This window comes from Micromonospora sp. NPDC005299, from assembly GCF_042872345.1.
Lineage (GTDB): Bacteria > Actinomycetota > Actinomycetes > Mycobacteriales > Micromonosporaceae > Micromonospora.
The window spans coordinates 580,012-605,274 of sequence record NZ_JBIAKG010000001.1; the positions used below are offsets into that span (position 1 = coordinate 580,012).

The 25,263-nt window shown below is 69.4% G+C and carries 25 protein-coding genes and 3 tRNA genes; all 28 read right to left on the reverse strand.

Going from position 1 to position 25,263, the window contains the following annotated elements; genetic code table 11:
* The gene (gene rpsS, locus ACFYPD_RS02805; protein WP_007073032.1) at window positions 1-282 is read right to left on the reverse strand and encodes a 30S ribosomal protein S19; all 282 of its coding nucleotides are present in this window, start codon (window positions 280-282) and stop codon (window positions 1-3) included.
* 12 nt (window positions 283-294) lie between these two features.
* Window positions 295-1,134, reverse strand: a complete 840-nt coding sequence (rplB, locus tag ACFYPD_RS02810; protein ID WP_088976123.1) for a 50S ribosomal protein L2 — start codon at window positions 1,132-1,134, stop codon at window positions 295-297.
* A gap of 12 nt (window positions 1,135-1,146) precedes the next feature.
* Window positions 1,147-1,449 carry a 50S ribosomal protein L23 gene (gene rplW, locus ACFYPD_RS02815; RefSeq protein WP_091317975.1) on the reverse strand — a complete coding sequence of 101 codons (303 nt, stop codon included), beginning with the start codon at window positions 1,447-1,449 and terminating at the stop codon, window positions 1,147-1,149.
* Complete coding sequence (gene rplD / locus ACFYPD_RS02820) at window positions 1,446-2,096, reverse strand: 50S ribosomal protein L4 (RefSeq protein ID WP_387108038.1); 651 nt, start codon at window positions 2,094-2,096, stop codon at window positions 1,446-1,448. Before rplD ends, rplW begins: the two co-directional genes overlap by 4 nt.
* A complete protein-coding gene (gene rplC / locus ACFYPD_RS02825; RefSeq protein WP_387108040.1) occupies window positions 2,093-2,758 on the reverse strand; it encodes a 50S ribosomal protein L3 in 666 nt (221 codons plus the stop codon). The genes rplD and rplC overlap by 4 nt, the downstream gene beginning before the upstream one ends.
* Window positions 2,759-2,769: 11 nt before the next feature.
* A complete protein-coding gene (gene rpsJ, locus ACFYPD_RS02830; protein WP_007073037.1) occupies window positions 2,770-3,078 on the reverse strand; it encodes a 30S ribosomal protein S10 in 309 nt (102 codons plus the stop codon).
* Window positions 3,079-3,431: 353 nt separating this feature from the next.
* On the reverse strand, window positions 3,432-4,625 hold the full coding sequence (tuf, locus tag ACFYPD_RS02835; protein WP_355061519.1) for an elongation factor Tu: 1,194 nt from the start codon (window positions 4,623-4,625) through the stop codon (window positions 3,432-3,434).
* Window positions 4,626-4,849: 224 nt separating this feature from the next.
* Window positions 4,850-6,946 carry an elongation factor G gene (gene fusA / locus ACFYPD_RS02840; protein WP_107076470.1) on the reverse strand — a complete coding sequence of 699 codons (2,097 nt, stop codon included), beginning with the start codon at window positions 6,944-6,946 and terminating at the stop codon, window positions 4,850-4,852.
* 75 nt (window positions 6,947-7,021) lie between these two features.
* The gene (gene rpsG, locus ACFYPD_RS02845) at window positions 7,022-7,492 is read right to left on the reverse strand and encodes a 30S ribosomal protein S7 (protein ID WP_088647009.1); all 471 of its coding nucleotides are present in this window, start codon (window positions 7,490-7,492) and stop codon (window positions 7,022-7,024) included.
* 1 nt (window position 7,493) lies between these two features.
* Entirely contained in the window at window positions 7,494-7,868 is a 375-nt protein-coding gene (gene rpsL, locus ACFYPD_RS02850; RefSeq protein ID WP_007465318.1) for a 30S ribosomal protein S12, read from the reverse strand.
* A 535-nt stretch (window positions 7,869-8,403) separates the two neighbouring features.
* Entirely contained in the window at window positions 8,404-8,826 is a 423-nt protein-coding gene (locus ACFYPD_RS02855) for a hypothetical protein (protein WP_387109161.1), read from the reverse strand.
* Between the two features lie 566 nt (window positions 8,827-9,392).
* Window positions 9,393-9,761 carry a hypothetical protein gene (locus ACFYPD_RS02860; protein ID WP_387108043.1) on the reverse strand — a complete coding sequence of 123 codons (369 nt, stop codon included), beginning with the start codon at window positions 9,759-9,761 and terminating at the stop codon, window positions 9,393-9,395.
* Between the two features lie 110 nt (window positions 9,762-9,871).
* Window positions 9,872-13,759: a DNA-directed RNA polymerase subunit beta' gene (locus ACFYPD_RS02865; RefSeq protein WP_387108046.1), complete on the reverse strand. Its 3,888-nt coding sequence runs from the start codon at window positions 13,757-13,759 to the stop codon at window positions 9,872-9,874.
* Window positions 13,760-13,839: 80 nt separating this feature from the next.
* Window positions 13,840-17,271 carry a DNA-directed RNA polymerase subunit beta gene (locus ACFYPD_RS02870; protein ID WP_387108048.1) on the reverse strand — a complete coding sequence of 1,144 codons (3,432 nt, stop codon included), beginning with the start codon at window positions 17,269-17,271 and terminating at the stop codon, window positions 13,840-13,842.
* A gap of 573 nt (window positions 17,272-17,844) precedes the next feature.
* Entirely contained in the window at window positions 17,845-18,231 is a 387-nt protein-coding gene (rplL, locus tag ACFYPD_RS02875; protein WP_091317960.1) for a 50S ribosomal protein L7/L12, read from the reverse strand.
* Between the two features lie 54 nt (window positions 18,232-18,285).
* Window positions 18,286-18,831: a 50S ribosomal protein L10 gene (gene rplJ / locus ACFYPD_RS02880; protein WP_387108051.1), complete on the reverse strand. Its 546-nt coding sequence runs from the start codon at window positions 18,829-18,831 to the stop codon at window positions 18,286-18,288.
* 311 nt (window positions 18,832-19,142) lie between these two features.
* Window positions 19,143-19,832 (reverse strand): hypothetical protein, encoded by a 690-nt coding sequence (locus tag ACFYPD_RS02885; RefSeq protein ID WP_387108053.1) that lies wholly within the window; start codon window positions 19,830-19,832, stop codon window positions 19,143-19,145.
* On the reverse strand, window positions 19,829-20,746 hold the full coding sequence (locus ACFYPD_RS02890; RefSeq protein ID WP_387108055.1) for an ATP-binding cassette domain-containing protein: 918 nt from the start codon (window positions 20,744-20,746) through the stop codon (window positions 19,829-19,831). Before ACFYPD_RS02890 ends, ACFYPD_RS02885 begins: the two co-directional genes overlap by 4 nt.
* 79 nt (window positions 20,747-20,825) lie before the next feature.
* Window positions 20,826-21,542 (reverse strand): 50S ribosomal protein L1, encoded by a 717-nt coding sequence (gene rplA / locus ACFYPD_RS02895; protein ID WP_387108057.1) that lies wholly within the window; start codon window positions 21,540-21,542, stop codon window positions 20,826-20,828.
* 85 nt (window positions 21,543-21,627) lie between these two features.
* The gene (rplK, locus tag ACFYPD_RS02900) at window positions 21,628-22,059 is read right to left on the reverse strand and encodes a 50S ribosomal protein L11 (protein ID WP_212831294.1); all 432 of its coding nucleotides are present in this window, start codon (window positions 22,057-22,059) and stop codon (window positions 21,628-21,630) included.
* 186 nt (window positions 22,060-22,245) lie between these two features.
* Entirely contained in the window at window positions 22,246-22,968 is a 723-nt protein-coding gene (gene nusG, locus ACFYPD_RS02905; protein ID WP_387108060.1) for a transcription termination/antitermination protein NusG, read from the reverse strand.
* A 35-nt stretch (window positions 22,969-23,003) separates the two neighbouring features.
* Complete coding sequence (gene secE, locus ACFYPD_RS02910; protein ID WP_387108062.1) at window positions 23,004-23,396, reverse strand: preprotein translocase subunit SecE; 393 nt, start codon at window positions 23,394-23,396, stop codon at window positions 23,004-23,006.
* 214 nt (window positions 23,397-23,610) lie between these two features.
* Window positions 23,611-23,683, reverse strand: a tRNA-Trp gene (locus ACFYPD_RS02915).
* A 125-nt stretch (window positions 23,684-23,808) separates the two neighbouring features.
* The gene (locus tag ACFYPD_RS02920; protein WP_387108065.1) at window positions 23,809-24,201 is read right to left on the reverse strand and encodes a MaoC/PaaZ C-terminal domain-containing protein; all 393 of its coding nucleotides are present in this window, start codon (window positions 24,199-24,201) and stop codon (window positions 23,809-23,811) included.
* Between the two features lie 4 nt (window positions 24,202-24,205).
* Window positions 24,206-24,652 carry a MaoC family dehydratase N-terminal domain-containing protein gene (locus ACFYPD_RS02925; protein ID WP_387108067.1) on the reverse strand — a complete coding sequence of 149 codons (447 nt, stop codon included), beginning with the start codon at window positions 24,650-24,652 and terminating at the stop codon, window positions 24,206-24,208.
* A 119-nt stretch (window positions 24,653-24,771) separates the two neighbouring features.
* Window positions 24,772-24,939 carry a 50S ribosomal protein L33 gene (rpmG, locus tag ACFYPD_RS02930; RefSeq protein WP_210829543.1) on the reverse strand — a complete coding sequence of 56 codons (168 nt, stop codon included), beginning with the start codon at window positions 24,937-24,939 and terminating at the stop codon, window positions 24,772-24,774.
* 131 nt (window positions 24,940-25,070) lie between these two features.
* Window positions 25,071-25,143, reverse strand: a tRNA-Met gene (locus ACFYPD_RS02935).
* A 25-nt stretch (window positions 25,144-25,168) separates the two neighbouring features.
* Window positions 25,169-25,241, reverse strand: a tRNA-Thr gene (locus ACFYPD_RS02940).
* Between the last annotated feature and the right edge of the window lie 22 nt (window positions 25,242-25,263).

The window sequence follows — 25,263 nt, forward strand, 5'->3', positions numbered from 1 at the left end:
TCAGCGCCGGCGGCTCTTCCGGTCGTCCTTCTCGTGACCCTTGAACGTGCGGGTCAGCGCGAACTCGCCGAGCTTGTGCCCGACCATGGCCTCGGTCACGAAGACCGGGACGTGCTTGCGTCCGTCGTGCACGGCGATCGTGTGACCCAGCATCTCCGGGATGATCGTCGAGCGTCGCGACCAGGTCTTGATGACGTTCTTCGAGCCCTTGTCATTCTGCGTCTCCACCTTCTTGAGCAGGTGGTCGTCGACGAACGGGCCCTTCTTCAGGCTGCGAGGCATGTCTTATCTCCCTCAGCCGCGCTTACGCGTGGCGTAGCGGCGGCGGACGATCAGCCGGTCGCTCGGCTGGCCCTTACGACGGGTGCGGCCCTCGGGCTTACCCTGCGGGTTGACCGGGTGGCGACCACCGGAGGTCTTACCCTCACCACCACCGTGCGGGTGGTCCACCGGGTTCATGGCGACACCACGGACGGTCGGGCGCTTGCCCTTCCACCGCATGCGGCCGGCCTTACCCCAGTTGATGTTCGACTGGTCGGCGTTGCCGATCTCGCCGATGCTGGCGCGGCACCGCACGTCGACCCGCCGGATCTCACCGGACGGCATGCGGAGGGTCGCGTAGGCGCCCTCACGGCCGAGCAGCTGGATGCCGACGCCGGCCGAGCGGGCCAGCTTGGCGCCGCCGCCCGGACGCAGCTCCACGTTGTGGATGGTGGTACCGACCGGGATGTTGCGCAGCGGCAGGTTGTTGCCCGGCTTGATGTCGGCGCTCGGCCCCGACTCCACCCGGTCGCCCTGCTTCAGGTCCTTCGGCGCGATGATGTAGCGCTTCTCGCCGTCGGCGTAGTGCAGCAGCGCGATGCGCGCGGTGCGGTTCGGGTCGTACTCGATGTGCGCGACCTTCGCCGGCACGCCGTCCTTGTCGACCCGCTTGAAGTCGATCAGACGGTACTGCCGCTTGTGGCCGCCACCATGGTGCCGCGTGGTGATCCGGCCGTGGGCGTTGCGTCCGCCCTTCTTCGGCAGCGGAGCCAGCAGCGACTTCTCGGGCGTCGACCGGGTGATCTCGGCGAAGTCGGCAACGCTCGAGCCACGCCGGCCCGGCGTCGTCGGCTTGTACTTACGGATAGCCATTGTCTACACCCCTCAGCTGACCGGGCCGCCGAAGGCCTCGATACGGTCACCGTCAGCCAGCTTCACGATCGCCCGCTTGGTGGACTTGCGCTGACCGAAGCCGGTCTTGGTGCGCTTGCGCTTGCCCTCGCGGTTGAGCGTGTTGACCGTCAGGACGCGGACGTTGAAGATCTGCTGGATAGCGATCTTGATCTCGGTCTTGTTGGCGTCCGGGTGCACCAGGAAGGTGTACCAGTTCCGGTTCAGCTCGCTGTAGCTCTTCTCCGAGACGACCGGAGCGACGATGATGTCGCGCGGATCGGCGATCGTGCTCACTTGCCACCCTCCTCGGTGGTCTCGGCGGGAACGCCCAGGAACTCGTCCAGGGCCTCCTTCGTGAAGACCACGTCGTCGGCCACCAGCACGTCGTACGTGTTGAGCTGGCCGGCCTCGATCAGGTGCACCCGCGGCTCGTTGCGCAGCGACACCCAGTTCAGCTCGTCGGTGCTGCTCAGCACGACCAGGACCCGACGGGCCTCGGTCAGCTTCGTCAGCGTGGCCAGCGCGGCCTTGGTCGACGGCTTCTCGCCCGAGACGAACGCCTCGACGACGTGCACCTGGCCGGCGCGGGCCCGGTCGGAGAGGGCGCCACGCAGGGCGGCGGCCTTCATCTTCTTCGGGGTGCGCTGGCTGTAGTCGCGCGGCACCGGGCCGTGGACCACGCCACCGCCGGCGAACTGCGGCGCGCGGATCGAGCCCTGGCGGGCACGACCGGTGCCCTTCTGCTTGTACGGCTTCTTGCCTCCACCGGAGACTTCGCCGCGGGTCTTGGTCTTGTGCGTGCCCTGCCGGGCGGCCGCCAGCTGAGCCACCACGACCTGGTGCATCAGCGGGATGTTGGCCTGGGCGTCGAAGATGTCGGCGGGCAGCTCGACGGAGCCGGCCTTGTTGCCTTCGACGTTGAGGACGTCAACGGTGGTCACTTGGCCACACCGCCCTTCTTCACCTTGGTCTTGGCCGCGGTGCGGACCAGGACCAGCGCGCCCTTCGGGCCCGGAATGGCGCCGCGGACGAGCAGGAGGTTGTTCTCGGTGTCCACCGCCTGGACGGTCAGGTTCTGGACGGTGTAGCGAACGCCACCCATCCGACCCGCCATCCGGGTGCCCTTGAAGACGCGACCCGGGGTCGCGCAGGCGCCGATCGAGCCCGGCGAGCGGTGCTTGCGCTCGACACCGTGGCTCGCGCGCAGACCGTGGAAGCCGTGCCGCTTCATCGGGCCGGCGTAGCCCTTGCCCTTGGTCTTGCCGGTGACGTCGATGGTCACGCCGGCCGGGAACTCCTCGACCGTGACCTCCTGGCCCGCCGAGTAGTCCGCGGCGTCCGCGGTGCGCAGCTCGACGATGTGCCGGCGCGGCGCGACGTCCGCCTTGGCGTAGTGCCCGGCGATCGGCTTCTTGACCTTGCGCGGGTCGATGGCCCCGTACGCCAGCTGGACCGCGGAGTAACCGTCCTTGTCGGCGCTACGAACCTGGCTCACGACGCACGGGCCGGCCTGAACCACGGTCACGGGAACAACGCGGTTGTTGTCCCAGACCTGGGTCATGCCGAGCTTTGCGCCCAGGATCCCCTTGACTTGCCTGTCCATTTGTCCGGTCCCTACAGCTTGATCTCGATGTCGACGCCAGCCGGCAGGTCGAGGCGCATGAGCGAGTCGACCGTCTTCGGGGTCGGGTCGATGATGTCGATCAGACGCTTGTGCGTGCGCATCTCGAAGTGCTCGCGCGAGTCCTTGTACTTGTGCGGCGAGCGGATGACGCAGAAACGGTTGATCTCCGTGGGCAGCGGCACCGGGCCAGCGACCTGCGCCCCGGTACGCGTCACCGTCTCGACGATCTTCCGAGCCGAGGAGTCGACGACCTCGTGGTCATAGGCCTTGAGCCGGATGCGGATCTTCTGTCCCGCCATGGTGGCTTCTGTTCCTTCTCTCGATGCCGCTGTGTTGCGGGCGCCTGTACCGGCTGGTACAGGCCCACTTCGCCGACCCCCGCGGTCGGGCGTGTCGCGCCCGTGGGCCGGGCTCCGCCCCGGGACTCCGGAGCGATTTCCGACCATGCGGTGGGTCATGGCGCCGATCGCGGTGACCGCGACCTGGACGCCGCGCGAGGGTGGTTGACCGCCAGGGGCGATCAACCACCCTACGCGAGACTGTCGGACACCCGGAGGTCCAGCGTTAACCGGACGCGGGCGACTGACCGTCGTTACGCAACCTGACTAGTATGCCGCACGACCGGCGGCGACGCTAATCGGGGTTACCCAGCTCACTTGACGATCTTGGTGACGCGACCAGCGCCGACCGTGCGGCCACCCTCCCGGATCGCGAACTTGAGGTTTTCCTCCATCGCGATGGGCTGGATCAGCTTCACGGACATCGTGGTGTTGTCGCCCGGCATGACCATCTCGGTGCCCTCGGGCAGCGTGACGACGCCGGTCACGTCCGTGGTCCGGAAGTAGAACTGCGGACGGTAGTTCTGGAAGAACGGGGTGTGCCGGCCGCCCTCCTCCTTGGAGAGGATGTAGACCGTCGCCTCGAACTCCGTGTGCGGGGTCGTGGTGCCCGGCTTGATGACGACCATGCCGCGCTCGACGTCCTCGCGCTTGATGCCGCGGAGGAGCAGACCGACGTTCTCGCCGGCCCGGGCCTCGTCGAGCAGCTTGCGGAACATCTCGATGCCGGTGCAGGTGGTCTTCATCGACTTCTCGCGGATGCCGACGATCTCCACCTCCTCGTTCGGCTTGAGGATGCCGCGCTCGGCGCGACCGGTGACGACGGTGCCACGACCGGTGATCGTGAACACGTCCTCGATCGGCATCAGGAACGGCTTCTCGGTCTCGCGCTCCGGCTGCGGGATCGCGGTGTCGACAGCGTTCATGAGGTCCATGAGCTTGCCGGTCCACTCGGGGTCACCCTCGAGGGCCTTCAGCGCCGAGACCCGGACGACCGGCAGGTCGTCACCCGGGTACTCCTGCGACGAGAGCAGCTCGCGGACCTCGAGCTCGACGAGCTCCAGGAGCTCCTCGTCGTCGACCATGTCGCTCTTGTTGAGCGCCACGACGATGTACGGCACACCGACCTGACGGGCCAGCAGCACGTGCTCGCGGGTCTGCGGCATCGGGCCGTCGGTCGCCGCCACCACCAGGATCGCGCCGTCCATCTGGGCGGCACCGGTGATCATGTTCTTGATGTAGTCGGCGTGACCGGGGCAGTCGACGTGCGCGTAGTGACGCGCCTCGGTCTGGTACTCGACGTGCGCGATCGAGATCGTGATGCCGCGGGCCTTCTCCTCCGGCGCCTTGTCGATCTGGTCGAACGGCGTGTACGGGTTGAGGTCCGGGAACTGGTCGTGCAGGACCTTCGTGATGGCCGCCGTCAGCGTCGTCTTACCGTGGTCGATGTGACCAATGGTGCCGATGTTGACGTGCGGCTTAGTCCGCTCGAACTTCGCCTTCGCCACTGGTGTCCTCCTGTGGACTTTCTTGGTTCGTTCGCCCCGGTGCGCCGGTCGGCGCTTAGGACTCTGTCGACAGCCTTTCCGACCTGACGGCCGGAGAGCCTTTGGTGGGTTCTGCGGCGATGAAGCCTACAGGCCCGGAATTCACACAACCCGACCGAGGTGGTCGCGGGCGGGAGATCCCTCCCGCGACCGTCCCCGGATCATCGGGTCAGCTCAGGTGAGTTTCACTCACCCGTCGCCTTGGCGATGATCTCCTTCGCCACGCTCTGCGGAACCTCGGCGTAGGAGTCGAACTGCATGCTGTAGCTAGCCCGGCCCTGGGTCTTCGACCGCAGGTCGCCGACGTAGCCGAACATCTCCGACAACGGCACCAGAGCCCGGACGATGCGGGCGCCGCTGCGCTCCTCCATCGCCTGGATGATGCCCCGTCGGGAGTTGAGGTCGCCGATGACGTCACCCATGTTCTCCTCAGGGGTGGTGACCTCAACGGCCATCATCGGCTCGAGCAGTGCGGGGTCGGCCTTGCGGGCCGCCTCCTTCATCACCATCGAGCCGGCGATCTTGAACGCCATTTCCGACGAGTCGACCTCGTGGTACTGGCCGTCCAGCAGCGTCAGCTTGACACCCACCAGCGGGAAGCCGGCGAGAATGCCGTACTGCATGGCGTCCTGGGCGCCCGCGTCCACCGACGGGATGAACTCCCGGGGGATGCGGCCACCGGTGACGGCGTTCGCGAACTCGTAGGTCGGCGAGTCGTTGTCCAGCGGCAGCGGCTCGATGCTCACGATCACGCGGGCGTACTGGCCGGAACCACCGGTCTGCTTCTTGTGGGTGTACTCGATCTTCTCCACCTTGCGGCGGATCGTCTCGCGGTACGCCACCTGCGGCTTACCGATGTTCGCCTCGACGTTGAACTCGCGGCGCATCCGGTCGACCAGGATGTCCAGGTGCAGCTCGCCCATGCCGGAGATGACCGTCTGACCGGTCTCCTCGTCCAGCTTGACGCGGAAGGTCGGGTCCTCCTCGGCCAGCCGCTGGATGGCGGTGCTGAGCTTCTCCTGGTCGGCCTTGGTCTTCGGCTCGATCGCGACCTCGATGACCGGCTCCGGGAAGGTCATCGACTCCAGGATGACCGGGTTCGCCGGGTCGCAGAGCGTGTCGCCGGTGGTGGTCTGCTTGAGACCCTGCACCGCGATGATGTCGCCAGCCTGGGCCGAGCCGCGCTCTTCCCGCTTGTTGGCGTGCATCTGGTAGATCTTGCCGATCCGCTCCTTGCGGTCCTTGGTGGAGTTGACCACCTGGGTGCCGGTCTCGACCACACCCGAGTAGACCCGGACGTAGGTGAGCTTGCCGAGGTGCTTGTCGGTCTGGATCTTGAAGGCCAGGCCCGAGAACGGCTCGGACTTCGACGGCTTCCGCTGCATCGGCGTCTCGCCGTCGGTGGCGGTGCCCTCGATGGCCGGGACGTCCAGCGGCGACGGCAGGAAGTCGACCACGGCGTCGAGCATGGGCTGCACGCCCTTGTTCTTGAACGCCGAGCCGCAGAGCACCGGGTTGGCCTTGCTGGCGATGGTGGCGCGCCGGATGGCGGCCTTGATCTCCTCGACGGAGATCTCCTCGCCCTCCAGGTACTTCTCCATCACCGAGTCGTCGACGTCGGCGAGGGTCTCCATCAGCTTCTCGCGCCACTCGGCCGCGGAGTCGGCCAGGTCGGCCGGGATCTCCTCGATCGCGTAGTCCTCACCCTTCTGGGTCTCCCCGCGCCAGGTGAGCGCCCGCATGTTGATCAGGTCGACGACGCCGATGTGGTCGCCCTCGAGCCCGATCGGGATCTGGAGCACCAGCGGGGTGGCGTTGAGCCGGTCGATCATCATCTGCACGCAGCGGAAGAAGTCGGCGCCGGTCCGGTCGAGCTTGTTGACGAAGCACATCCGCGGGACGTGGTACTTGTCGGCCTGCCGCCAGACGTTCTCCGTCTGCGGCTCCACGCCGGCGACACCGTCGTAGACCGCGACCGCACCGTCCAGCACCCGCAGCGACCGCTCGACCTCGACCGTGAAGTCGACGTGACCGGGCGTGTCGATGATCTGGATCGTGTGGCCCTTCCACTCACACTTGGTAGCAGCGGAGGTGATGGTGATGCCACGCTCCTGCTCCTGCTCCATCCAGTCCATGACGGCAGCGCCCTCGTGGACCTCACCGATCTTGTAGGTGATACCGGTGTAGAACAGGATCCGCTCGGTGGTCGTGGTCTTGCCGGCATCGATGTGCGCCATGATGCCGATGTTGCGTACGTTGGCGAGCGCGTCTGCGGCGGCCACTTCAATCCCTACTTATCGTCGTCTAGACACAACTGGTGGCGGTTCCGGCGCCTCGTGGGCGCCGGAACCAGGGTGTTACCAGCGGTAGTGCGCGAAGGCCTTGTTGGACTCGGCCATCTTGTGCGTGTCCTCGCGCCGCTTGACGGCGGCACCGAGGCCGTTGCTCGCGTCCAGCAGCTCGTTCATCAGCCGCTCGACCATGGTCTTCTCGCGACGGGCCTTGGAGTACGTCACCAGCCAGCGCAGACCGAGGGTGGTCGCGCGGGCCGGACGGACCTCGACCGGCACCTGGTAGGTGGCGCCACCGACCCGGCGGCTGCGCACCTCGAGGGTGGGCTTGACGTTGTCCATCGCGCGCTTGAGCGTGACGACCGGGTCGGTGCCGCTCTTCTCGCGGCACCCCTCCAGGGCGGCGTAGACGATGCGCTCGGCGAGCTGGCGCTTGCCGCGCATCAGGATCTTGTTCACCAGCTGGGTGACCAGCGGCGAGTTGTACACCGGGTCAGCGACCAGCGGCTTCCGCGGAGCGGGTCCCTTACGCGGCATGTCAGCTCTTCTCCTTCTTCGCGCCGTAACGGCTGCGAGCCTGCTTGCGGTTGCGGACACCCTGGGTGTCCAGCGAGCCGCGAACGATCTTGTACCGCACGCCGGGGAGGTCCTTCACACGACCGCCGCGGACGAGCACGATCGAGTGCTCCTGCAGGTTGTGGCCGACGCCCGGGATGTAGGCGGTCACCTCGATCTGGCTGCTGAGCTTGACACGAGCGACCTTGCGCAGCGCCGAGTTCGGCTTCTTGGGGGTGGTGGTGTACACGCGGGTGCACACGCCGCGCCGCTGGGGAGACCCCTTGAGCGCCGGGGTCTTGGTCTTGGTCGTCTTGGCCTGACGGCCCTTTCGGACCAGCTGCTGAATGGTGGGCACCGGGTTTCTCCGCTCCCTTCGGCCGCTGCGAGGCGACCGCGCCGTCTGCTCTAGCCGGCCTGATGGACGGCTCTCCTACATTGCAACCAGGGCCACCTGACGGGGGTCCCAGCACCCGCAGTCGGGCGTGTCGCCCGAGTCACGGTCCCGATGCGTCGCTCGCGCGTCGTACCGGGGGTTTTGTCACCGGCGCAGGGAACTCCCGAACGCCAGGTCTTGGGGCTCTGTCGTGCGGCCACGCGATCACCGGCTGACCCGGTTCCGGCGCACGCACGCATTGCCCGGGCTGGCCCGGGCACAAGGGGAAAGAGTACCTACCACAGCCGCGCAGGTCAAAACGGAGCGGTCCGGGAGAACCGCTTCGCGGTCCGCCGGCCGATCGAATCGTGCCCGCGCGCCCGTCATGGGCACCTACGGTGACAAGTGTACCGGCTTCCCCAGCACTCGACCGGGCGGCCCCGGTTCCGCCCACCGACCGGAGATCCGGGCATACGGGTCGTAGCTGGTCAGCGCGCCGCCCGACCGGGCGGCCTGGTCACGTGATCTGCACCACCAGGGCCAACACGAGCCCGGCCAGGCTGATCAACAGACCCACTCCCCCGCAGCTGACCCCCGCGAGGGCCAGGCCGCGCCCGGTGAACCGGACCGCCGGCGGCGGCGCCGGCCGCCGGATCTGCCGCCGGGCCAGCACCCCCGCCACGACGGCCGCGGTGCCGGCGATCACCCCCAGCACGGTGAACGCCCCGGCGGCCCAGGCACCGCCGTAGTTCTGCCCGGCGACGCCGAAGCAGAGGACCAGCAGCGAGACCAGGATCGAGGCGATCCCGATCACCAGGGATCCGATGGCGAGCCCGGAGGTCACCGGCGGCACGTCGAGGTGGACCACCCCGAACGGCGTGCCCGGGACCGCGTCGACGCGCTTCGGCGGGCGCGGCGCCTCGCGCGGGGGCGGCGGCACCGACGCCGGGGGCGGCGGACCCCAGCCACCGCCGGCCGGCGCGCTCCCCGGTGCCGCCCACCCACCGCCGGGCGCCGGCTGGTTCCCCGGGTACGCCCCGGACGCCGGCCAACCGGCCGGGATCGACGGTCCGGGGGCGGCAGGGGCGGAGTATCCCGCGTGGTGCGACGGGGAACCCGGCGGGGCCGACGATCCGCCGGCGGCAGGCGCCGCGTACCCGGGGTGGTGTGACGGGGAACCGGGCGGGGCGGGCGGATAAGGCCCGGCGGGCGGCCAGGACCCGGGCGGGGCCGACTGCGGCGAGCCGGACGGCGGGGCGGTGGCGTCCGCGCCACCCCACGGAACGGCGGACCCGGCGTCCGGTCCGGCCCAGGGGCTGACCGGCGGCGGCCCGCCGGCGTCCGGCCCGGTGCCGGGGCGGGTCGGGTCGCCTCCCGGCGGCGGGGCCGGTTCCGTCACGGGGTCCTCCTGTCGATGTGGCTCGCCCGCCGCGCGGCGGACACCGGCCAGGCTACCGTCGCGGGTCCCGCCGGCGGGGTCGGGCGCGGGGCCGCTCCCCCGCCCGGTCAGTCGACGTTCGGGGCGAAGTCGTGCCCGAACGGGGCTCCCGCCAGCCGGACCACGCCGATCACCACGGCCGCCACGATCGCGACGGCCGCGAGCAGCAGGCCCGTCCAGGCCAACTGCTCACCCCGGCGCAGCCAGCCGGCGCCGGTGAGGAAGCCACCCGAGACGTACGCCTCCCGGCGGGCCTGCCGGGCCAGGATGAGCGCGATGGTCGCGGGCACCAACCCGCCGACGAAGAAGCCGGTGATCGCCCCGATCAGCCCGAGGGCGAAGACCGCGCGGGCCTTGGTCGAGCGGACCGGCTCGGGGTCGAGCGGATGGCGGTGCCCCTGCTGAACGACGGGCACCTGCCCGGGCACGGTCGTCATGCCCACCATCATGCCCCGACGCGCCGCCCCAGTGGCCCACGGCCGCTCGACGCACCCCGGGACGCGACGAGGCCCCCGGCGGATGCCGGGGGCCTCGTCGTTCCTACTGCTTAGCGGTACGACCCGAAGTCGAAGTCGTCCAGCGGCACCGCCTGGCCGCTGGCCGGCCCGAAGCCGTAGTCGGTCTCCGGGTAGCCGGTCATCGAGTAGACCTTGGCCTTCGCCTCCTCGGTCGGCTCGACCCGGACGTTGCGGTACTTGCTGATGCCGGTACCGGCCGGGATGAGCTTGCCGATGATCACGTTCTCCTTGAGGCCGACCAGAGAGTCGCTGCGCGAGTTGATCGCCGCGTCGGTCAGCACCCGGGTGGTCTCCTGGAAGGAGGCCGCCGACAGCCAGGAGTCCGTGGCCAGCGAGGCCTTGGTGATACCCATCAGCACCGGACGACCGGCGGCGGGCTCGCCGCCCTCGCCGACGAGCCGGCGGTTCTCCGACTCGAACAGCGCCCGGTCGACCAAGACGCCCGGCAGGAACTCGGTCGAGCCGGAGTCGATGACCGTCACCCGCTTGAGCATCTGGCGGATGATGATCTCGATGTGCTTGTCATGGATGAGCACACCCTGCGAGCGGTAGACCTCCTGGACCTCCTGGGTCAGGTGGACCTGGACCGCGCGCGGGCCGAGGATGCGCAGCAGCTCGTGCGGGTCGATGGTGCCCTCGGTGAGCTTCTCGCCGACCTCGACGTGATCGCCGTCGTGCGCCCGGAGCCGGACCCGCTTCGAGATCTTGTCGTAGACGATCTCGTCGCTGCCGTCGTCCGGGATGACGATGATCTTGCGGGACCGCTCGCCGTCCTCGATCCGGATCCGACCCGGGGTGTCGGCGATGGGCGCCTTACCCTTCGGGACCCGGGCCTCGAAGATCTCCTGGACACGGGGCAGACCCTGGGTGATGTCCTCACCCGCGACACCACCGGTGTGGAAGGTACGCATCGTCAGCTGCGTACCCGGCTCACCGATCGACTGGGCGGCGATGATGCCGACCGCCTCGCCGACGTCCACGGTCTTGCCGGTCGGCAGCGAGCGGCCGTAGCACGCACCGCAGACGCCCAGCTTCGACTCGCAGGTGAGCACGCTGCGCACCCGCACCGTCTCCACCCCGGCCGCGACGATCGCGTCGACCAGGATCGAGTTGAGGTCCTGGCCACGGTGCGCCACCACGGTGCCGTCCGGCCCCTTGATGTCGTCGGCCAGGGTCCGGGCGTGCACGCTGGTCTCGGCGTGCTCGTGCACGCCCAGCTTGCCGTCGAGCTGCTCGCCGATCTGCATCGGGATGGCCCGGTCGGTGCCGCAGTCCTCCTCGCGGATGATGACGTCCTGCGAGACGTCCACCAGACGCCGGGTCAGGTAACCCGAGTCAGCGGTACGCAGGGCGGTGTCCGCGAGACCCTTCCGGGCACCGTGCGTGGAGATGAAGTACTCCAGCACGGACAGACCCTCCCGGTACGAGGCCTTGATCGGCCGCGGGATGATCTCACCCTTCGGGTTGGCCACCAGACCACGGATCGCCGCGATCTGCCGGAGCTGGAGCAGGTTACCGCGGGCACCCGAGTTGATCATCTTCCACAGCGGGTTCTCCTGCGGCAGCGCGGTGTCCATCTCCTTGGCGACCTCGTTGGTCGCCTTGGTCCAGATCTCGATGAGCTCGCCGCGACGCTCCTCGGCGGTCATCAGACCACGCTGGTACTGCTTGTCGATCCGGTCGGCTTCCTTCTCGTACTTGTCCAGGATCTCCCGCTTGCGCGGCGGAGCGATGACGTCCTCCATGCCGATGGTGACGCCGGACCAGGTGGCCCAGTGGAACCCGGCCTCCTTGAGCCCGTCCAGGGTGGCCGCCAGGGCCACCTTCGGGAAGCGCTCGGCGAGGTCGTTGACGATCGCGGAGAGCTGGCCCTTGCGGATCTCGTAGTTCACGAAGCGGTAGCCCTGCGGCAGCGTCTCGTTGAACAGGACCCGGCCCAGGGTGGTCTCCACCGTCACCGGCTCGCCCTCGACCCAACCCTCGGGCGCGACCCACGGCTCGGCGCCGGCGCCGTTGTCGACCCCGACGATGCCGCGCAGGCGGATCTTGACCGGGGTCTGCAGGTGCAGCTCGCGGTTGTCGAAGGCCATCCGCGCCTCGGCGTCCGAGCTGAACGCCCGGCCCTCGCCCTGCCCACCGGGGGTGAGGTGGGTGAGGTGGTAGAGGCCGATGACCATGTCCTGGGTGGGCATGGTGACCGGCTTGCCGTCGGCCGGCTTGAGGATGTTGTTCGACGACAGCATCAGGATCCGCGCCTCGGCCTGGGCCTCGGCGGACAGCGGCACGTGGACCGCCATCTGGTCACCGTCGAAGTCGGCGTTGAAGGCGGTGCAGACCAGCGGGTGGATCTGGATCGCCTTGCCCTCGACCAGCTGCGGCTCGAAGGCCTGGATGCCCAGCCGGTGCAGGGTCGGCGCCCGGTTCAGCAGGACCGGGTGCTCGCCGATGACCTCTTCCAGCACGTCCCACACGACCGGCCGCTGCCGCTCGACCATCCGCTTGGCGGACTTGATGTTCTGCGCGTGGTTGAGGTCCACCAGCCGCTTCATCACGAACGGCTTGAACAGCTCCAGCGCCATCTGCTTGGGCAGGCCGCACTGGTGCAGCTTCAGCTTCGGGCCGACCACGATGACCGAACGGCCGGAGTAGTCGACGCGCTTGCCGAGCAGGTTCTGGCGGAACCGGCCCTGCTTGCCCTTGAGCATGTCGGAGAGCGACTTCAGCGGGCGGTTACCCGGACCGGTGACCGGCCGGCCGCGACGGCCGTTGTCGAACAGCGCGTCGACGGCCTCCTGGAGCATCCGCTTCTCGTTGTTGACGATGATCTCGGGCGCGCCGAGGTCGATCAGCCGCTTGAGGCGGTTGTTCCGGTTGATCACCCGGCGGTACAGGTCGTTCAGGTCGGAGGTCGCGAAGCGGCCACCGTCCAGCTGCACCATCGGACGCAGGTCCGGCGGGATGACCGGGACGCAGTCCAGCACCATGCCGAGCGGCGAGTTGCGGGTGTTCTGGAACGCCGCCACGACCTTGAGCCGCTTGAGCGCCCGGATCTTCCGCTGGCCCTTGCCGGAGCGGATGGTCTCGCGCAGGCTCTCGGCCTCGGCCTCCAGGTCCATGTTCTGGACCAGCGCCTTGATGGCCTCCGCGCCCATGCTGCCGGTGAAGTACTCGCCGAAGCGGTCGCGCAGCTCGCGGTAGAGCAGCTCGTCGGTGACCAGCTGCTTCGGCTCGAGCTTGCGGAAGGTGTCGAGGACCTCGTCGAGGCGGTCGATCTCGCGCTGGGCCCGGTCGCGGATCTGGCGCATCTCGCGCTCTCCGCCCTCCTTGACCTTGCGCCGGACGTCCGCCTTCGCGCCCTCGGCCTCCAGCTCGGCCAGGTCGGCCTCGAGCTTGGCGGCCCGCTTCTCGATCTCCGAGTCGCGGCTGTTCTCCGCCTGCCGCTTCTCGGCCAGGATCTCGTTCTCGATGGTCGATAGGTCGCGGTGACGCGCTTCGGCGTCCACGCTCGTCACGACGTACGAGGCGAAGTAGATGATCTTTTCGAGGTCCTTCGGGGCGAGGTCCAGCAGGTAGCCCAGCCGGCTCGGCACGCCCTTGAAGTACCAGATGTGGGTCACCGGAGCGGCCAGCTCGATGTGACCCATCCGCTCCCGGCGAACCTTGGAGCGGGTCACCTCGACGCCGCAGCGCTCGCAGATGATGCCCTTGAAGCGGACCCGCTTGTACTTACCGCAGTAGCACTCCCAGTCCCGCTGCGGACCGAAGATCTTCTCGCAGAAGAGCCCGTCCTTTTCCGGCTTCAGGGTGCGGTAGTTGATGGTCTCGGGCTTCTTGACCTCGCCGTGGGACCACTGACGGATGTCGTCGGCGGTGGCGAGACCAATGCGCAGCTCGTCGAAGAAGTTGACGTCGAGCACTATGTCCCCTATGTCGTCGTCTGTACTGCTAGCTAACGGGCGAGGTCGGGAGCCGGCGGACCGGCTCCCGACCGCTCGCCTCAGACCTCTTCGACCGAGCTCGGCTCGCGCCGGGACAGGTCGATGCCCAGCTCCTCCGCGGCCCGGAACACCTCGTCGTCGGTCTCGCGCATCTCCAGGGCCACGCCGTCGCTGGACAGCACCTCGACGTTGAGGCACAGCGACTGCAGCTCCTTGAGCAGCACCTTGAACGACTCCGGGATGCCCGGCTCGGGGATGTTCTCGCCCTTGACGATCGCCTCGTAGACCTTCACCCGGCCGAGGACGTCGTCGGACTTGATGGTCAGCAGCTCCTGCAGGGCGTAGGCGGCGCCGTACGCCTGCATGGCCCAGCACTCCATCTCACCGAAGCGCTGGCCACCGAACTGCGCCTTACCACCCAGCGGCTGCTGCGTGATCATCGAGTACGGGCCGGTCGACCGGGCGTGGATCTTGTCGTCGACCAGGTGGTTGAGCTTGAGGATGTAGATGTAGCCGACCGCGATCGGGTCCGGCAGCGGCTCGCCGGAGCGACCGTCGAACAGCTGCGCCTTGCCGGAGGAGCCGATCAGCTGCTTGCCGTCCCGGTTGGGCAGGGTCGACGAGAGCAGACCGGAGATCTCCTCCTCCCGGGCACCGTCGAAGACCGGAGTGGCCACGTTGGTGTCGGGCTCGGACTCGTGCGCCTCGATCGAGCGGAGCTGGCGCTTCCAGTCGGTGTCGTCGCCGTCCACGCTCCAGCCGGTCTTGGCCACCCACCCGAGGTGGGTCTCCAGGACCTGGCCGATGTTCATCCGGGACGGCACACCGAGCGGGTTCAGCACGATGTCGACCGGGGTGCCGTCCTCCAGGAACGGCATGTCCTCGATCGGCAGGATCTTGGAGATGACGCCCTTGTTGCCGTGGCGGCCCGCGAGCTTGTCACCGTCCTGGATCTTGCGCTTCTGGGCCACGTAGACCCGGACCAGCTCGTTCACGCCCGGGGGCAGCTCGTCGCCGTCCTCGCGGGAGAAGGTACGCACACCGATGACCGTGCCGGTCTCGCCGTGCGGCACCTTCAGCGAGGTGTCCCGAACCTCGCGCGCCTTCTCGCCGAAGATCGCGCGGAGCAGCCGCTCCTCGGGGGTCAGCTCGGTCTCGCCCTTCGGGGTGACCTTGCCGACCAGGATGTCGCCGGGGACGACCTCGGCGCCGATCCGGATGATGCCGCGCTCGTCGAGGTCGGCGAGCATTTCCTCGCTGACGTTCGGGATGTCGCGGGTGATCTCCTCCGGGCCGAGCTTGGTGTCCCGGGCGTCGACCTCGTGCTCCTCGATGTGGATCGAGGTGAGGACGTCCTGCTGCACGAGGCGCTGCGACAGGATGATCGCGTCCTCGTAGTTGTGGCCCTCCCAGCACATGAACGCCACGAGCAGGTTGCGCCCGAGCGCCATCTCGCCCTCGTCGGTGCACGGACCGTCGGCGATGACCTGGCCGGCCTCGACGCGGTCGCCCTCGAAGACGACCGGCTTCTGGTTGACGCAGGAGCCGGCGTTGGAGCGGCGGAACTTGTGCAGCAGGTACGTCCGGCGGTGGCCGTCGTCCTGGTGGACCGTGATGTAGTCCGCGCAGAGATCCTCGATCACACCGCCGACCTCGGCGACGACGACGTCGCCGGCGTCCACGGCCGCGCGGTACTCCATGCCGGTGCCGACCAGCGGCGCCTCGGCCTTGACCAGCGGCACCGCCTGGCGCTGCATGTTCGCGCCCATGAGCGCGCGGTTGGCGTCGTCGTGCTCGAGGAACGGGATCATCGCGGTCGCGACCGAGGTCATCTGCCGCGGCGACACGTCCATGTAGTCGACGGCCTGCGGCGCCACGTCCTCGGTCTCGCCGCCCTTACGGCGGACCAGGACGCGGTCCTCGGCGAACGTGCCGTCCGACTTCAGCGGGGCGTTGGCCTGCGCCTTGACGAACCGGTCCTCCTCGTCCGCGGTCAGGTAGTCGATCTGGTCGGTGACCCGACCGTTGACGACCTTCCGGTACGGCGTCTCGATGAAGCCGAACGGGTTGACCCGGGCGAAGGTGGACAGCGCGCCGATCAGGCCGATGTTCGGGCCTTCCGGCGTCTCGATCGGGCACATCCGGCCGTAGTGGGACGGGTGCACGTCGCGGACCTCGAAGCCGGCCCGCTCCCGGGACAGACCACCCGGGCCGAGCGCGCTCAGCCGGCGCCGGTGGGTCAGGCCCGCCAGCGGGTTGGTCTGGTCCATGAACTGGGACAGCTGCGACGTGCCGAAGAACTCCTTGATCGCCGCCACCACCGGGCGGATGTTGATCAGGGTCTGCGGCGTGATCGCCTCGACGTCCTGCGTGGTCATCCGCTCGCGGACGACCCGCTCCATCCGGGAGAGACCCACCCGGACCTGGTTCTGGATCAGCTCGCCCACGGTGCGCAGGCGCCGGTTGCCGAAGTGGTCGATGTCGTCGGCCTCGTAGCCGTCCTCACCGGCGTGCAGCCGGCAGAGGTATTCCACGGTGGCGACGATGTCGTCCTCGGTCAGCGTGCCGGTGGTGATCGGCACGTCCAGCTCGAGCTTCTTGTTGAACTTGTAACGACCGACCTTGGCGACGTCGTACCGCTTCGGATTGAAGAAGAGGTTGTCGAGCAGGGTCTGGGCGTTCTCACGGGTCGGCGGCTCGCCAGGGCGGAGCTTCCGGTAGATGTCGAGCAGCGCCTCGTCCTGCCCGGCGATGTGGTCCTTCTCGAGCGTGGTCATCATTAGCTCGGACCAGCCGAACTTCTCGCGGATCTGCTCCGCGGACCACCCGATGGCCTTGAGCAGGACGGTGACGGCCTGCCGGCGCTTGCGGTCGATGCGGACGCCGACCGTGTCGCGCTTGTCGATGTCGAACTCCAGCCAGGCACCCCGGCTCGGGATCACCTTGACGCTGGAGAGGTCGCGGTCGGAGGTCTTGTCCGGCTGCTTGTCGAAGTAGACGCCCGGCGAGCGGACGAGCTGGCTGACCACGACGCGCTCGGTGCCGTTGATGATGAAGGTGCCCTTCGGCGTCATCATCGGGAAGTCACCCATGAACACCGTCTGGCTCTTGATCTCGCCGGTGGTGTTGTTGGTGAACTCCGCGGTCACGAACAGCGGGGCGCAGTAGGTCAGGTCCTTCTCCTTGCACTCCTCGATCGAGGCCTTGACCTCGTCGAAGCGCGGAGCCGAGAAGGAAAGCGACATGGTGCCGGAGAAGTCCTCAATGGGACTGATCTCGTCGAGGATCTCCGCGAGACCCGAGCGTGCGTGCGGGTCGTCCGACGACCGGCCCTGCCAAGCCTCGTTGCCGACGAGCCAGTCGAAGGACTCGTTCTGGATGGCGAGGAGGTTGGGGACCTCGAGGTGTTCGGTAATCCGACCGAAAGAAACTCGGCGGGGCGCGAAAGCGCTCGACGTACGACTGGTCTTCGCAGGGCGGGAAGCTGCCAAGATGCGTCCTTCCGAGGACCGGTGCTGCAGAACGGCTGGTACGCGTGCACTCCAATGACCCCACCAGAAATATCCGCAATCGGACATTTCCGAGCAGGGGTCAAGTCGGAAGGCAGCGCAAACTAGCAGTGTAGCCGAGAGGCTAACCGCTGTCCAGCCCACCCCGCAGGTCATCGCGGAACTTGCCTCGGGACCTCGGAAAACCGGGTCAACCGGGCTGCTCGGAACGCGACGTTCCTGCCGGTCCGCTCGGGTGAGCGGCAGTGGTGCTGCCGTTGCCTTACCCGAGAGGCGGCCGTTGCAAGCGCGGAAGGTCTTGCTGGTGTCAGCGTGCCTGTCGGGCCCGTGCCGCGTCAAGGGCCGGTTACCCCTCGGGGTGTCTTTCCCACCGACGAGCTACCGGCAGGCACCGCCGGGACGCCGGCATCCCGGACGCGGACGCCCTGCTCACACCGCTGCCACCCGGCACCACCAACACGGCGGGCGGCGATCCGGTTCCCCGGATCACCGCCCGCCGCGACGCGATGTGCCCCGGCTCACGTGAGCCGGACGCGCGTCAGGTGGAACTCAAGGTCACTTGAGGGTGACCTTGGCGCCCTCGCCCTCGAGCTTGGCCTTGGCCTTCTCGGCGGTCTCCTTGTTGGCCTTCTCCAGGACGGCCTTCGGAGCAGCCTCGACCAGGTCCTTGGCCTCCTTGAGGCCCAGGCCGGTCAGCTCGCGCACGACCTTGATGACCTGGATCTTCTTGCCACCGTCGGCGTCGAGGATGACGTCGAACTCGTCCTTCTCCGGCTCGGCCTCGGCGGCCGGGCCGGCGGGGCCGCCGGCGGCGGCGACGGCGACCGGAGCCGCCGCGGTGACCTCGAAGGTCTCCTCGAACTGCTTCACGAACTCGGAGAGCTCGATCAGCGTCATCTCCTTGAACGCGTCGAGCAGCTCGTCGGTGCTGAGCTTCGCCATGTCTGGCGTCCTTTCTGAAAGTGAAAACTAAGAACGTGGGTGCGCCGGGTGGCCTCAGGCCGCCTCGGCGCCCTCCTTCTCGCGCTTGTCCTGCAGAGCGGCCGCCAGACGCGCGGTCTTGGCGAGCGGAGCCTGGAACAGGGCCGCGGCCTTGCTCAGGTTGCCCTTCATGGCGCCGGCCAGCTTCGCCAGCAGCACCTCGCGGGACTCCAGGTCGGCGAGCTTCGTGACCTCGGCCGCGGAAATGGCCCTGCCCTCGAAGACACCGCCCTTGATGACGAGCTTCGGGTTGGCCTTCGCGAACTCGCGAAGCCCCTTCGCCGCCTCGACGACGTCGCCCGAAACGAAAGTCAGCGCGGTAGGACCGGAGAACAGCTCATCGAGCCCGGAGATGCCCGCCTCGGTCGCCGCACGCTTGGCCAGCGTGTTCTTCGCGACCGTGTAGCTGGTCTCCTTGCCGAGCGAGCGCCGCAGCTGAGTGAGCTGCGAAACCGTGAGCCCGCGGTACTCGGTCAGCACGGTCGCTCCCGCGTTGCGGAAGCTCTCGGTCAGCTCGGCGACGGCCGTGGCCTTGTCGGCCCGGATCGGCTTGTCCGCCATGTCCCTCCTCTCTCGTTGCTCGGAGCTGGTACGCCGGCGACGAGCGGAAGCTCGCGACGGCGGCGGAGGCATCACGACAACGAGAAAAGCCCCGGCGCAGGGCGCACGGGGCGAGGGCCGGTGCGACGGGCGCGGTCGGCGGACCACGCACTGCACCGATTTTCGCTTGCCGCCCTGCGCGGGTCGCCCGTCATCGCGGAACCTTCGACCGTGCCAGGGCACGGTGACCAGCGGTCTTTGGGTGGAACTACGGCACCAGGTTACGCGACGCGTCCCCAACCGCCAAATCCCCCCGGAGTGCCCCCGGTCACTCAGGCGCGGCCCCGGCGGCCCCAGGCGTAGCCGGTCAGCCCCACGGCCGCCCAGCCCAGCGCCCAGGCGGTCAGCAGCACGCCGGTGGGGGCCGCCAGCGGGCCGGCCAGCGCCCGGGCGGTGGGCAGCACCGGCGGAACCAGCCAGGGAGCCACCGAGCGGGAGAGGCCGAGGACCAGCACGGCCACCGCGCCGACGGTGAGCACGGCGACGCCGTAGCCGGCGCTGCGGGTGATCGCCCGGCTGGCCAGGGCCCCCAGCGCCACCGCCGCAGGCAGGGCCAGCAGGTGGGCCCAGAGGCCGAGCGCCAGGCCCTCGGCAAACGGACGATCCCCCGGTGCGCTCGGGCCGGTCACCCCGCCGACCAGCCAGGGGAAGACCAGCGCGACGGCGATCGCGCCGAGGCCGGCCACGGCCGCCGCGAGCAGGCCGGCGACCCGCTCCCGGGCCGGGCCGACCACCACCCGGGCCAGCCGGCGCTGCACGTCGGGCTCGACGTCGAGCAGGATCTTGGTCTGCCAGGCCAGCACCGGGAAGAGCACCACCGCCGAGACGCCGTAGGCCTCCGCCGGCTGGGCCCGGCCGCCGCCGTAGAGGACGCCGAGGGCCAGCAGGCCGGCCAGCACCGGGGCCAGCGCCCGCCCGGTACGCAGGAAGCCGGCCAGCCGCAGCCGGACCAGGGCGGTCACCGGGCCACCTCAGGCGCCGGACCGGGCGAGCCTGGCACGGCGGCTTCGTCCGGAGCGGGACGGGACCGGCCGGCATCCGGCACCGGGGCCTCGTGCGGAGCGGGACGAGACCGGCCGGCATCGGACACCGGGTCCGCGGCGGACGGGGAGTCGCACCCGGGTCGCGTGGCGGGGGGCGGGACGGCGTGGTCGCGTATCCGGAGGACGTGGTGGCCGTCGGCGCGCAACCGGGCGACGGCGGCGGCGGCCCCGGCGGCCGGGACCGACAGCTCGACCACGACGGTGGCCGCGGCCCCGGACGGCGCCGCCTCGGTGACGGTGCCGTCGGCGACCGACCAGTGCCGGGCGCCGGGGAGCCGGACCGTCTCGCCGCGGTGGTCGCTGACCAGCACCGCGCCGCCGTCGGCCAGCACCTCGCCGATCACCTCGGGCACCAGGTCGCGGGCGGCCGCGTCCAGCCCTTCCCAGGGCTCGTCGAGGACGAGCAGGCCGGGCGGGCGGAGCAGCGCCTGGGCCAGGCCGACCTTCTGCGCGGTGCCCTTGGACAGCTGGGGCAGCCGCACCCCGTGGAAGCGCGCCAGGCCGAGCCGGTCGACCCAGCGCCCCACTGCCCGGTCGGCCTCCCCGCCGGGAAGGCCGGCCATGCGGGCCATCGCGCTGAGGTAAGCCCCCACGGTGAACGGCTGGTCGGCGGGGAAGCGCTCCGGCACCCAACCGACGGCCGCCGGCCGGTCGACCACCCGGCCCCGGGTGGGCCGGAGCACGCCGGCGGCCAGCTGGAGCAGGGTCGACTTGCCCACCCCGTTGCGCCCGAGCACCACCGCCACCTCGCCCGGGCCGATCGCCACGTCGGTCTGCCGCAGCACCCACGGACCGCGCCGGTGGTACCGCAGCCAGACGCCTTCCAGCCGCATGCGCCGAGCCTGCCACACCGGACAGACGGACGGGGCCCCGCCACCGGGTGGTGGCGGGGCCCCGTCCGGGCAGTCGCGCTCAGGCCTCGGCCGAAGCCTCGGTCAGGTTCTTCACCGCGTTCGGGTCGACCGGGACGCCCGGGCCCATGGTGGTGGTGAGGGTGACCTTCTTCAGGTACTTGCCCTTGGCCGCGGACGGCTTCGAGCGCAGGACCTCGTCCAGCACCGCCGCGTAGTTGTCGATCAGCTGGGACTCGGAGAACGAGGCCTTGCCGATGATCAGGTGGAGGTTGGAGTGCTTGTCCACCCGGAAGGTGATCTTGCCGCCCTTGATGTCCGCGACCGCCTTGGTGACGTCCATGGTCACCGTTCCGGTCTTCGGGTTCGGCATCAGGCCGCGCGGGCCCAGGATCCGCGCGATCCGGCCGATCTTGGCCATCTGGTCCGGGGTGGCGATCGCCGCGTCGAAGTCCAGCCAACCACCCTGGATGCGGGCGACCAGCTCGTCGGTGCCCACCTCGTCCGCACCGGCGGCGGCGGCCTCCTCGGCCTTCGCGCCAGCGGCGAAGACGATCACGCGGGCGGTCTTACCGGTGCCGTGCGGCAGGTTGACCGTGCCGCGGACCATCTGGTCCGCCTTGCGGGGGTCGACGCCGAGGCGCATCGCGACCTCGACCGTGGCGTCGAACTTGACGTTGGTGGTCTCCTTGGCCAGCTTGACGGCCTCGGCGGGAGAGTAGAGCTTCGACCGGTCGATGCCCTCGGCGGCCTTGCGGTAGCTCTTGCTGCGCTGCATTTCTCGTAACTCCTGTGGTCTATGGCGGGCCCACGCACTGCGCGGCCCTCCCACGAAATGATTCGGGTGGAGCGGTTGACCGAGGTCAGTCGGCGACGGTCAGGCCCATCGACCGGGCGGTGCCGGCGATGATCTTCTCGGCCTGCTCGATGTCGTTGGCGTTGAGGTCCGCCATCTTCTTCTCGGCGATCTCGCGCAGCTGGGCGCGGGTCACCGAGCCGACCTTCTGCGTGTGCGGGACGCCCGAGCCCTTCTGCACGCCGGCGGCCTTGATCAGCAGCCGGGCGGCGGGCGGGGTCTTCAGCACGAAGGTGAAGGTGCGGTCCTCGTAGACGCTGATCTCGGCGGGGACGATGTCGCCCCGCTGGGACTCGGTCTGCGCGTTGTAGGACTTGCAGAACTCCATGATGTTCACGCCGTGCTGGCCGAGCGCGGGGCCGACCGGCGGCGCCGGAGTGGCCTGGCCCGCCGGCAGCTGAAGCGTGAACGTCTTGACGAGCTTCTTCTTCGGAGGCATGTCTCTTCCTGGGGCTTGGAACTGGGATTTTCGCCGGCCCGCGGGCGCGCACGGTCAGCGCGGTGCGGACAGCCGACGTTCTAGGGTAGCGCAGCCTTCCGCCACCCTCCCCGCCGAGGTCCGGCGGACGGCGAAAACGACGCACCGACGGCCGGCCGGGAGGCCCACCGCCGGTGCGGACGTGCGTCAGATCTTGGCGACCTGGTTGAAGTTGAGCTCGACCGGGGTCTCCCGGCCGAAGATCGACACCAGGACCTTGAGCTTCTGCTGGTCGGCGTTGATCTCGCTGATCGTCGCCGGCAGCGAAGCGAAGGCGCCGTCGGTGACGGTGACCGAGTCGCCGACCTCGAAGTCGAGGACCTTGATCTCGGGCTTGGCCTTCTTCTGCTCGGTCTCGACCGCCGGGGCCAGCCACTTGAGCACCTCGTCGAGGCTCAGCGGCGCCGGGCGGTCGGCCCGGTCGGTCGCGCCGACGAAGCCGGTGACCCCCGGGGTGTTCCGGACGCAGGAGTAGGACTCGGCGGTGAGCTCCATCCGGACCAGGATGTAGCCCGGGAAGACCTTCGCCTGGACCTGCGACCGCTTGCCGTTCTTGACCTCGACCTCTTCCCGGGTCGGCACCTCGACCTGGTAGATGAAGTCCTCCATGTCGAGGGAGGTGATCCGGGTCTCGAGGTTGGTCTTGACCTTGTTCTCGTAGCCGGCGTAGGAGTGCACCACGTACCAGTCGCCGGGGGCGTAGCGCAGCTTCTGGCGCAGCTCGGCGACCGGGTCGAAGTCCTCGTCCGGGGCGGGCTCGGTGGTCGGGAACTCCGGCTCGCTGGCGGCCTCGACCGACTCATCGTTGGCCGCCGTCGCCACCGTGGACTGCTCGTCCGTGGTCTCGGCGGTCTCGTCGTACTCAGGCACGCTCGCTCACTTCCGTCACTATCGCTGTCCGCAGGTCAGCTGGGGTTGCCGAAGACCCACAGCACCGCCTTCGCGAAGCCGTAGTCCAGGCCGGCCACGATCGCCAACATCACCGCGACGAAGGTGACCACGACGGCCGTGTAGGTCAGCAGCTCCTTGCGGGTCGGCCAGATGACCTTACGCAGCTCGGCCACGACCTCGCGGAAGAACCGCGCGATGCGGGCGAACAGCCCGATCCGCTCGGTGTCCTTCCGGGTCTTCCGGCCCTCGGTCGAATCGGCGCGGGCCCGCTTACGGGTGGCGGTGCCGCCCCGGGTGACCGGCTCGTCCGCGTCGGTGGCGTCGTCGTCGGCCACGCCGTCGACGGTCGCGTCGTCGTTCAGACGCTCGTCGCCGGCGTCCTCGCCGCGCCGCTTGCTCTCGGCCACTTCGCCCTCCGTGCGGGATATCGGGTCGCACGCCGGGCGGCGTGCGCGGCGTGTGGTCACGCCGGCCGGACCAACCGTCCCGCGACGGGCCGCGGCCGGCGGATCGACCGGGAGGGCCCCGAATGCCTCGGAACCAACCCCGCCGATGCCACCACCACGGGCCGGGCGCCGCCCTGCGGCGGCGCGACCCACGGGAACGGTCAGGCCTGAGGCGCAGGGGTGACAGGACTTGAACCTGCAGCCTGCGGTTTTGGAGACCGCTGCTCTGCCAATTGAGCTACACCCCTGTGCGGCAACTCACCCCGCCCGGACACGAGGTGCCGAGCAGGGTCACTTGCCCCACGGCGGACCAGTGTACGGGTAGTCATGCGACTTTCCCAACCGGTCCACCCCTAGCGCGTCGGACGGATCCTCAGCGAGGCGTCCGGACGAGTGCCCGAGCCTGCGACAACACCTTCTCCCCCAGGCAGGTCGCGGTGATGTCGAGCCTGGTCAGGCCATCCGCGGTGACCTCCTTGACCACCGCGGCGACCTCGACCTCGGTCCCCTCGTCGGTGTCCGGCACGACCACCGGCCGGGTGAAGCGGACATTGAAGTCGACCACCGCGTCCGGCGCGCCGGCCCAGGTGGTCACCGCCCGGCCGACCAGGGCCATGGTGAACATGCCGTGGGCGATCACCCCGGGCAGGCCGACCTTGGTGGCGGTCCGGTCGCTCCAGTGGATCGGGTTGAAGTCGCCCGAGGCGCCCGCGTAGCGGACCAGGTCCGCGCGGGTCACCCGGAACGTCTGGGTGGGCAGTTCCATTTCCTCAGGCCTCCCCGCGTACGACGATCTTGGACCACACGGCGACCACCGGCTCGCCGGCCACGGTGCTCACGTCGGTGCGGGTGGTCAGGAAGCCATGCCCGCCCCGGCTCGTGACCTCCTCGATGGTGTTCACGCAGACCAGCTCGTCCCCGGCCACCACCGGCCGGGTGTACGCGAAGCGCTGGTCGCCGTGCACCACCCGGCTGTAGTCGACACCGAGCACCGGGTCCTCGACGATCTGCCGGCTGGCGGCCATGGTCACGATCACCGGGAAGGTCGGCGGGGCCACCACGTCGGGATGGCCGAGCGCCCGGGCGGCCGCCGGGTCGTGGTGCGCCGGGTCGGTCGCGCCGACGGCGGCGGCGAACTCGCGGATCTTTTCTCGGCCCACCTGATAGGGGGCGGTCGGCGGATAGGTCCGGCCGACGAAGGACGGGTCCAGGGACATGCCGCGAACCTACACGGAAAGCACGAACGCCGATCCGTACGGTCGGGCGGCTCGGAGGCCGCCGTCCGTGCGGATCGGCGTTCGGAAGCTGTCTGTGGGCCGGCTGGGCCGGCCGTGGATCAGCGGGTCTCGCGGTGGAGGGTGTGCCTGCCGTCCCGGGGGCAGAACTTCTTCATTTCGATGCGGTCCGGGTCGTTGCGGCGGTTCTTGCGCGTGATGTAGTTGCGCTCCTTGCACTCCACACACGCCAAAGTGATCTTCGGCCGGACATCGGTCGCCTTCGCCACGGCGGAGTGCCTTCCTCGCTCACGGGTAACAACTACGGCGCATCAGACTACGCGCTGACTACGCGGACATGCAAAGTGGGCGCCTATGGCGCCCATCCCACCGACCACCGGGCGGGCCCGGAGGACGAGAGTAGCGGTGGCCGGACTTGAACCGGCGACACAGCGATTATGAGCCGCTTGCTCTGCCATCTGAGCTACACCGCCGTGGCGGGTCCAGCCGGACCCTCTGAGCCCCCTTACGGAATCGAACCGTAGACCTTCTCCTTACCATGGAGACGCTCTGCCGACTGAGCTAAGGGGGCCTACCCGATCACCCCGGGGGGT

What these genes read in the sequence shown, in the direction of transcription:
- rplJ (WP_387108051.1), bottom strand. Translation starts at nt 18,831, where the DNA reads ATGGCGGACAAGCCGATCCGGGCCGACAAGGCCACGGCCGTCGCCGAG.
- rpsG (WP_088647009.1), bottom strand. Translation starts at nt 7,492, where the DNA reads ATGCCGCGTAAGGGACCCGCTCCGCGGAAGCCGCTGGTCGCTGACCCG.
- rplC (WP_387108040.1), bottom strand. Translation starts at nt 2,758, where the DNA reads ATGGACAGGCAAGTCAAGGGGATCCTGGGCGCAAAGCTCGGCATGACC.
- rplK (WP_212831294.1), bottom strand. Translation starts at nt 22,059, where the DNA reads ATGCCTCCGAAGAAGAAGCTCGTCAAGACGTTCACGCTTCAGCTGCCG.
- ACFYPD_RS02860 (WP_387108043.1), bottom strand. Translation starts at nt 9,761, where the DNA reads ATGACGACCGTGCCCGGGCAGGTGCCCGTCGTTCAGCAGGGGCACCGC.
- rplL (WP_091317960.1), bottom strand. Translation starts at nt 18,231, where the DNA reads ATGGCGAAGCTCAGCACCGACGAGCTGCTCGACGCGTTCAAGGAGATG.
- rplA (WP_387108057.1), bottom strand. Translation starts at nt 21,542, where the DNA reads ATGCAGCGCAGCAAGAGCTACCGCAAGGCCGCCGAGGGCATCGACCGG.
- rpsS (WP_007073032.1), bottom strand. Translation starts at nt 282, where the DNA reads ATGCCTCGCAGCCTGAAGAAGGGCCCGTTCGTCGACGACCACCTGCTC.
- ACFYPD_RS02920 (WP_387108065.1), bottom strand. Translation starts at nt 24,201, where the DNA reads ATGGAACTGCCCACCCAGACGTTCCGGGTGACCCGCGCGGACCTGGTC.
- ACFYPD_RS02890 (WP_387108055.1), bottom strand. Translation starts at nt 20,746, where the DNA reads ATGCGGCTGGAAGGCGTCTGGCTGCGGTACCACCGGCGCGGTCCGTGG.
- ACFYPD_RS02925 (WP_387108067.1), bottom strand. Translation starts at nt 24,652, where the DNA reads ATGTCCCTGGACCCGTCCTTCGTCGGCCGGACCTATCCGCCGACCGCC.
- rplB (WP_088976123.1), bottom strand. Translation starts at nt 1,134, where the DNA reads ATGGCTATCCGTAAGTACAAGCCGACGACGCCGGGCCGGCGTGGCTCG.
- rpsJ (WP_007073037.1), bottom strand. Translation starts at nt 3,078, where the DNA reads ATGGCGGGACAGAAGATCCGCATCCGGCTCAAGGCCTATGACCACGAG.